The organism is Quadrisphaera sp. DVD1 (assembly GCF_058932755.1).
Genome location: NZ_JBZYWI010000145.1, coordinates 1 through 7,543 on the forward strand (window position 1 = coordinate 1; position 7,543 = coordinate 7,543).

General features: G+C 73.9%; 8 protein-coding genes. 4 read left to right on the forward strand and 4 right to left on the reverse strand.

Annotated elements, in window-relative coordinates:
- The 4 genes from yidC to rpmH form a co-directional block, all read right to left on the reverse strand.
- On the reverse strand, positions 1-861 hold an 861-nt coding region (yidC, locus tag AC5FZL_RS13895; protein ID WP_493619489.1), incomplete at its 3' end, for a membrane protein insertase YidC.
- A gap of 39 nt (positions 862-900) precedes the next feature.
- Positions 901-1,170 carry a membrane protein insertion efficiency factor YidD gene (gene yidD, locus AC5FZL_RS13900; protein WP_493619482.1) on the reverse strand — a complete coding sequence of 90 codons (270 nt, stop codon included), beginning with the start codon at positions 1,168-1,170 and terminating at the stop codon, positions 901-903.
- On the reverse strand, positions 1,167-1,571 hold the full coding sequence (gene rnpA, locus AC5FZL_RS13905) for a ribonuclease P protein component (RefSeq protein WP_493619483.1): 405 nt from the start codon (positions 1,569-1,571) through the stop codon (positions 1,167-1,169). The genes yidD and rnpA overlap by 4 nt, the downstream gene beginning before the upstream one ends.
- A gap of 30 nt (positions 1,572-1,601) precedes the next feature.
- The gene (gene rpmH, locus AC5FZL_RS13910) at positions 1,602-1,739 is read right to left on the reverse strand and encodes a 50S ribosomal protein L34 (RefSeq protein WP_493619484.1); all 138 of its coding nucleotides are present in this window, start codon (positions 1,737-1,739) and stop codon (positions 1,602-1,604) included.
- 267 nt (positions 1,740-2,006) lie between these two features.
- On the opposite strand from rpmH, the gene dnaA reads away from it, so the two are divergent.
- The 4 genes from dnaA to recF all read left to right on the forward strand — a co-directional run bounded on the left by dnaA (position 2,007) and on the right by recF (position 7,468).
- Positions 2,007-3,485 (forward strand): chromosomal replication initiator protein DnaA, encoded by a 1,479-nt coding sequence (gene dnaA / locus AC5FZL_RS13915; protein ID WP_493619485.1) that lies wholly within the window; start codon positions 2,007-2,009, stop codon positions 3,483-3,485.
- 440 nt (positions 3,486-3,925) lie between these two features.
- Entirely contained in the window at positions 3,926-5,080 is a 1,155-nt protein-coding gene (gene dnaN / locus AC5FZL_RS13920; RefSeq protein WP_493619486.1) for a DNA polymerase III subunit beta, read from the forward strand.
- 141 nt (positions 5,081-5,221) lie between these two features.
- Positions 5,222-6,202 (forward strand): phosphogluconate dehydrogenase (NAD(+)-dependent, decarboxylating), encoded by a 981-nt coding sequence (gnd, locus tag AC5FZL_RS13925; RefSeq protein WP_493619487.1) that lies wholly within the window; start codon positions 5,222-5,224, stop codon positions 6,200-6,202.
- Positions 6,203-6,241: 39 nt separating this feature from the next.
- Positions 6,242-7,468 carry a DNA replication/repair protein RecF gene (recF, locus tag AC5FZL_RS13930; RefSeq protein WP_493619488.1) on the forward strand — a complete coding sequence of 409 codons (1,227 nt, stop codon included), beginning with the start codon at positions 6,242-6,244 and terminating at the stop codon, positions 7,466-7,468.
- Positions 7,469-7,543 lie beyond the last annotated feature (75 nt).

Consider the following 7,543-nt stretch of genomic DNA (forward strand, 5'->3'; position numbering starts at 1 on the left):
CGCGACCGCGTCACCGCCGCCGCCCGCGCCCCCGTGCCGCTTGGCGCGCCGCGCCTGCAGGGCCTTCTCGGCCAGGGAGCCGGGAGCCGGCATCCGCCGGATCACGTAGAACTGCTGCCCGCCGGTCCACAGGTTGGTCGTCAGCCAGTACAGGAGGACGCCGACCGGGAAGTTGACGCCCGAGACGGCGAAGATGATGGGGAACAGGTACAGGAGGATCTTCTGCTGCTGGGCGAAGGGGTTGTCCAGCGCGCTGGCCGGCATGTTCTTCATCATCAGCTGGCGCTGCGTGGTGAAGGTCGTCGCCGACATCAGCAGGATCATGACGACCGTCAGCACCTTGACGTGCAGGTCGTCGCTGCCGAGGAACGTGTCCGTCAGGCGGGAGCCGAAGATCGTGGACTCCCCGGCCTGCCGGGCCAGGACGCCGGTGAGCGGCCCCACGCCGTCCTCGTTGCGCAGCCCGCTGTTGAGCACCCGGAAGAGCGCGAAGAAGATCGGCGCCTGCAGGAGGATCGGCAGGCAGGAGGCGAAGGGGTTCGTGCCGCTGCTGCGGTAGAGCTCCATCGTCTCGCGCGAGAGGGCCTCGCGGCTGGCCTGGTCCGTCTTGCCCTTGTACTTCGCCTGGATCTTGCGCATCTCCGGCTGGAGCAGGGCCATCCCGCGAGAGGCCTTGATCTGCTTGACGAAGAGCGGGATGAGGATGATCCGGATGACGACCACGAGGCCGACGATGGACAGCGCCCACGTCCAGCCGCTGGCCTCGTCCATGCCCAGCCTGGTCAGGCCGGCGTGGAAGGTGACCATCAGCCACGCGACCACCCACTCCAGCGGGTAGAAGAGGCTGGTGAAGAAGTCGATCACGGGGTCCTCGCGGGCTCGGGGGCAGGTGGGGCGGTCTCAGCGGCCGCTGGTGCGGGCGGGCACAGGGTCCCAGCCCCCGGCGGCCCACGGGTGGCAGCGCAGCACGCGGCGCGCGGCGAGCCAGCTGCCGCGCAGCGCGCCGTGGGTCTGCAGGGCTCCCACCGCGTACGACGAGCACGAGGGCGCGTAGCGGCACACGGGGCCCAGCAGCGGGGAGATCAGCAGCTGGTAGGCGCGCAGGACCAGCACGAGGACCTGCCGGGGCGCCAGGACGAGCCCGCGGCCCACGGCCCGCAGCACGGTCACCGCCCGGCGCCCGCGGCGGGCGCCGGGGCGGCCGAGCCGCCTGCGCCCCTCGACTGCCCCCCGCGCGGTCGCGCCGCGGCCCGGAGGGCGGAGTCCAGGTCGGAGCCCAGCTCGTGCGAGCTCGCCGTCGCCGCTGCCGGCGAGGCCCGCACCACGAGGTGCGCCCCGGCTGGCAGGGCGTCGATCCGCGCGGCCACGAGGTGCCGCAGGCGTCGCTCCACCCGGTTGCGCACCACCGATCCGCCCACCCCCCGGGACACCACGAAGCCCACCAGGGGCGGGTCGTCCGTCCCGGTGAGCCTCAGGTGCACCACGAGCAGCGCTCGACCGGCCCGGCGGCCGCGGCGGACCGCCGCGGCGAAGTCCGGGGACCGTCGCATGCGGTGCGCCGAGGGCAGCACCGGCCTGTCGCAGCGCTCGCCGCGGGGGGGTCAGGCGGACAGCTCCTCGCGGCCCTTGCGCCGGCGGCCGGCGAGGATGGCTCGGCCTGCGCGGGTGCGCATGCGCAGCCGGAATCCGTGCACCTTGGCCCGGCGCCGGTTGTTCGGCTGGAAGGTCCGCTTGCTCACGACTTTCACTCCATCTGGTCGTCCACCGCACGGCCTGTCCGCGCCCTGTGCCACCGGGCCAGCACTGCCGACCGCAACCGTCCCACGGTACGGGCGCGGCGCCCGGCGGGTCAACTGAGCCGGTTCCGGCGCGTTCCGGCGGGTCGCCTTGTCCGCCGAGGGGAGGACGCGCTAGCGTTCCCGAGCCGACGGGTGCCCCTTGGTTACGCACAGGGTGTGGACATCCTTGTGGACGGCGCTCTCCCCCGGAGTGGGAGGCTTGGCGGCGTGGCCCGCTCCGAAGACCTCCCCGCACTCTGGCAGACGGTGCTCGCAGCCCTCTCCGGCGACACGCGCGTCTCCCGCCAGCAGCTGGGCTTCCTGCGCCTGACCCGCCCGCTCGGCCTCATCGACGGCACCGCGCTGCTGGCGGTGCCGAACGAGCTGACCAAGGAGGTCCTCGAGCAGAGGGTCCGCGGTCCGGTGGTCGAGGCCCTGGCCGCGAGCCTGGGCGGTCCGGTGCGCCTGGCGGTCACGGTCGACTCCAGCATGGAGGACGAGCCCCCCGCGGAGGACGGCTCGGACGTCTTCGGGGTCGACCAGGACGGCTCCGCCGACGAGGACGGCGCAGAGCTCCTCCCGGCCGAGGACGGCGCGCTCTTCGGCGTCCAGCGGCCCTCCACGGGGGCACCGCGCCCGCGGCGCGAGCGCGAGCCGAGGCGCGAGGTCGAGCCGGCGCGGCTGAACCCCAAGTACACCTTCGACACGTTCGTCATCGGCTCGAGCAACCGCTTCGCCCACGCCGCGGCCGTCGCGGTCGCCGAGGCGCCCGCCAAGGCCTACAACCCGCTGTTCGTCTACGGGGAGTCCGGGCTGGGCAAGACGCACCTCCTGCACGCCATCGGCCACTACGCCCAGCACCTCTACCCGGGGGTGCGGGTGCGGTACGTGAACTCCGAGGAGTTCACCAACGACTTCATCAACTCCATCCGCGACGACAAGGCCAGCGCCTTCCAGCGCCGCCACCGCGACGTCGACGTGCTGCTCGTGGACGACATCCAGTTCCTGTCGAACAAGGTGCAGACCCAGGAGGAGTTCTTCCACACGTTCAACACCCTCCACAACGCCGACAAGCAGGTCGTGATCACCTCCGACCTGCCCCCGAAGCGCCTGTCCGGCTTCGAGGAGCGGATGCGGTCGCGGTTCGAGTGGGGGCTGATCACCGACGTCCAGCCGCCCGACCTGGAGACCCGGATCGCCATCCTGTCCAAGAAGGCGATCACCGACCGGCTCTCGGTGCCCGACGACGTGCTCGAGTTCATCGGCTCGCGGATCTCGACGAACATCCGCGAGCTGGAGGGGGCGCTGATCCGGGTGACGGCCTTCGCCAACCTCAACCGCGCCGCGGTGGACCTGCCGCTCGCGGAGGTCGTGCTGAAGGACCTGGTGACGAGCGAGACCGGCGAGGTCACGGTCGCGACGATCATGGCCCAGACGGCCGACTACTTCAGCCTGACGATCGAGGACCTGTGCGGCTCGTCGCGCTCGAGGGTGCTCGTCAACGCGCGCCAGGTGGCGATGTACCTCTGCCGCGAGCTCACCGACCTGTCGCTGCCGAAGATCGGGCAGGCCTTCGGCGGACGGGACCACACGACCGTCATGCACGCCAACAAGAAGGTCGGCGCGCTCCTGGCCGAGCGCCGGTCGACCTACAACGAGGTGACCGAGCTGACCAACCGGATCAAGCAGCAGCACCGGACGGGCTGACCGGTCGACGCCGGGTCGGCACCCCGTCCACGGAGCGTGTCCACAGAGATGTCCACGGCCTGGGTAAAACTTCGGCGGCCTCCTGACCTGCCGGTTCCCGTCGTCCCCAGGCCCTGTGCAGAACCGCCCCAGGCCTGTGGGGCGAGGCGTCAGAACGGTGGACGAGCGGTGGACGGAGGAGGGGCCGGTTGTGGACGGAGCGGAGCGTCCACAGGCGGCCCCTCGTCGTCCCCAGCTGTCCACACCGGAAATCCACACCCCCGTCAGGGGTCTGACCTGCAGCGATGCACCTCGTCCCCAGGATTCACAACGGCTAAGACGATGATGGACCTCCCCATGGATGACAGGACGTCCGCGCACATCCACTGCTCGTGCGGTCGGTACTGTTCGCCCGAGATCGGCCGACCCGCACGGAGGACGGCCAGGAGGGATGGTGGCCGGTGAGGTTCCGGGTCGAGCGTGACGTCCTGGCCGAGGCGGTCGGGTGGACGGCGCGCACGCTGCCCGCCCGTCCCCCGGTGCCGGTGCTGGCCGGCGTGCTCCTGGAGGCCGACGGTGCGGGCTCCCTGCACCTGTCGAGCTTCGACTACGAGGTGTCGGCGCGGATCGAGGTGCCCGCCGAGGTCGGCGAGCCGGGGCGGGCCCTGGTCTCGGGCCGCCTGCTCGCGGACATCGCCCGGTCCCTGCCGGGGCGCCCGGTGGAGGTCGTGCAGGACGGCGCGAAGCTCGCCGTCACCTGCGGGGCGAGCCGGTTCAGCCTCCTCACCATGCCGGTGGACGAGTACCCCGCGCTGCCGTCGATGCCCGAGACCATCGGCTCCGTGGCCGGTGACGTCTTCACCGAGGCCGTCGCCCAGGTGACCGTGGCGGCCAGCCGGGACGAGACGCTGCCCGTGCTGACCGGCGTGCGCGTGGAGATCGAGGGCGACACCCTCACCCTCCTCGCCACCGACCGGTACCGCCTCGCCGTGCGCGAGCTGCCCTGGCGCTCCTCCACCCCGGGCGCCTCGGCGGTCGCCCTCGTGCGCGCGCGCACGCTCTCCGACGTGGCCAAGGCGCTCGGCGGCGGCGACGTGACCGTGGCGCTGGCCACGGACGGTCCGGCGGGCGCACCCCGCGGCGCGTCGGGCGCGGGGCTGGTCGGCTTCGAGGCCGGCGGGCGCCGCTCCACCTCCCTGCTCGTCGACGGCGACTACCCGAAGGTGCGGGCGCTCTTCCCGGCCGACGCGCCCGTCGTCGCCGTGGTCTCCGCCCCGGCGCTGCTGGAGGCGGTGCGCCGCGTGGCGCTCGTCGCCGAGCGCAACACCCCGGTGCGGCTCTCCTTCACCCAGGGCCAGGTCGTCCTGGAGGCCGGGCAGGGCGAGGACGCCCAGGCCTCCGAGGCGATCGAGGCCTCCCTCGAGGGCGGGGACATCTCCATCGCCTTCAACCCCCAGTTCCTGCTGGACGGCCTGCAGGCCCTCGGGACGCCGTACGTGCGGCTGTCCTTCACCCTGCCGACCAAGCCGGCAGTCCTCACCGGCCAGGCCGATCTCGAGGCCGAGCCGGACGAGCGGTACCGCTACCTGCTCATGCCCGTGCGCATGGCGGGGTAGTCAGGACCGAGCGCCGCCGCCCTCCTCGGGCCGGCGGCGCGCCGTCGCGCGCCGCGACCGACCACTGGTCGGGGCGGGACCAGGCGCGGCACCCACTGAGCTCCATCCACAGCGAGCTCCATCCACAGCACTGGAGGAACCATGCACATCGGTCTGGTCGGCCTGGGCAAGATGGGCGGCAACATGCGGGAGCGGCTGCGCCGCGCCGGCATCGAGGTGACCGGCTACGACCGCGACCCCGCCGTCAGCGACGTCGCGAGCCTGGCCGAGCTCGTCGAGGCCCTGCCGGCGCCGCGCACGGTGTGGGTGATGGTCCCGTCCGGGGCGATCACCCGCGGCGTCGTCGAGGAGCTCGGCGGGCTGCTCGCCGAGGGCGACCTCGTCATCGAGGGCGGCAACTCGCGCTTCACCGACGACCAGGTGCACGCGGCGCTGCTCGCGGAGAAGGGCGTCGGCTACCTCGACTGCGGCGTCAGCGGCGGCATCTGGGGCCTGGAGAACGGCTACGGCCTCATGGTCGGCGGCGACGCCGCCCTGGTCGAGCGGGCCCTGCCGGTCTTCGACGCGCTGCGTCCCGAGGGCCCCCGCGAGGAGGGCTTCGTCCACGCGGGCGAGATCGGCGCCGGGCACTACGCGAAGATGGTCCACAACGGCATCGAGTACGGCCTCATGCAGTCCTACGCCGAGGGCTACGAGCTCCTGGCCGCGCGCAGCGACATCATCAACGACGTCACCGGCTCGTTCAAGGCGTGGACCCGCGGCACCGTCGTGCGCTCCTGGCTGCTGGACCTGCTGGTGCGCGCCCTGGAGGCCGAGGGCGACCTGGGCTCCATCCGCGGGCACGTCGCGGACTCCGGCGAGGGCCGCTGGACGGTGGAGGAGGCGATCGCCAACTCCGTGCCGATGCCGGCCATCACGGCCGCGCTGTTCGCCCGCTTCTCCTCCCGCCAGGACGACTCCCCGGCGATGAAGGCCGTGGCGGCGCTGAGGAACCAGTTCGGCGGGCACGCGGTGGAGTCCCTCGGCGGTGGCGACACCCCCCACGGCAGCGACCAGGCGCCCCTGGAGGCGGAGGCCTCGTCGGCCGGTCCCTCCTCGGGGGCCGGCGACACGGACCGCTGACCGGCGTCCCGACCGGCTGCCCGGGCTGAGGAGGAGCGGGTGCACGTCACCCACCTGTCCCTGGTCGACTTCCGCTCGTACCCGCGGGCGGAGGTCGACCTGGGCCCCGGGGTGACGGCGCTCGTCGGCCGCAACGGCCAGGGCAAGACGAACCTCGTCGAGGCCCTGGGCTACGTGGCGACCCTCGGCAGCCATCGGGTGGCCACCGACGCGCCCCTGGTCCGCCAGGGCGCCGAGCGCGCCGTGGTGCGCGCGGCCGTCGACCGCGACGGCCGCGCGACCCTCGTCGAGGTCGAGATCGTGCCGGGTCGGGCCAACCGCGCCCGGCTCAACCGCTCCCCCGTGCAGCGCCCCCGGGACGTCCTGGGGGCGCTGCGGACGGTCCTGTTCGCCCCCGAGGACCTCGCCCTGGTCAAGGGCGACCCGGACGGACGGCGGCGCTTCCTCGACGACACCCTCGTCGCCCTCGCCCCGCGCCTGGCCGGCGTCCGCGCCGACCTCGAGCGCGTCCTGCGCCAGCGCAGCGCCCTGCTGCGCACCCTGGGCGCGTCGCGCCGCGGGGGGAGCCGCAGCAGGAGCGCCCGCGGCGGGCTGGACGCGCTGGACCTGCCGACCCTGGAGGTGTGGGACTCCCAGCTGGCGGAGGTCGGCGCCGAGCTGCTGGCCGCCCGCCTGCTGCTCGTGCGGCGGCTCTGGCCGCACGTGGCCACCGCCTACCAGCAGGTCAGCGGGGCCGACCCGGCGCTGGGCAGCCCCGCGGTCCTCGGCTACCGCAGCTCGCTGCCGCTCGTGGCCGACCTGGACCTCACCGGCGACGACCCGCTGCCGCCGCGCGCCCAGCTGGCGGCGGCGATGATGGAGCAGATGGCCGGCTCCCGCACCGCCGAGGTCGACCGGGGCAGCTCGCTGGTCGGCCCGCACCGCGACGACCTCGTGCTCGACCTCGACGGGCTGCCCGCGCGCGGCTACGCCAGCCACGGGGAGTCGTGGTCCTACGCCCTGGCGCTGCGCCTGGGCACCTACGCGCTGCTCCGCGGCGGCGGCGAGCCCGACGCCGAGCCGGTGCTCGTCCTGGACGACGTCTTCGCCGAGCTGGACGGCGGCCGCCGCCGCCGGCTCGCGGGCCTGGTCGCCGGGGCGGAGCAGGTGCTCGTCACGGCGGCCGTGGACGAGGACGTGCCCGCCGAGCTCGCCGGGGCGCGGCTGAGGGTCACCGCCGGGCCGGAGGGCACCGAGGTGGCTCCGGAGGAGTCCGGTGGCGCCTGACGAGCCGCAGGAGCCCCCGCCGGACCCGTCGGCGGAGGGGGGCGCCGACGCCGCCCGCACGGCGCTGAACCGGGC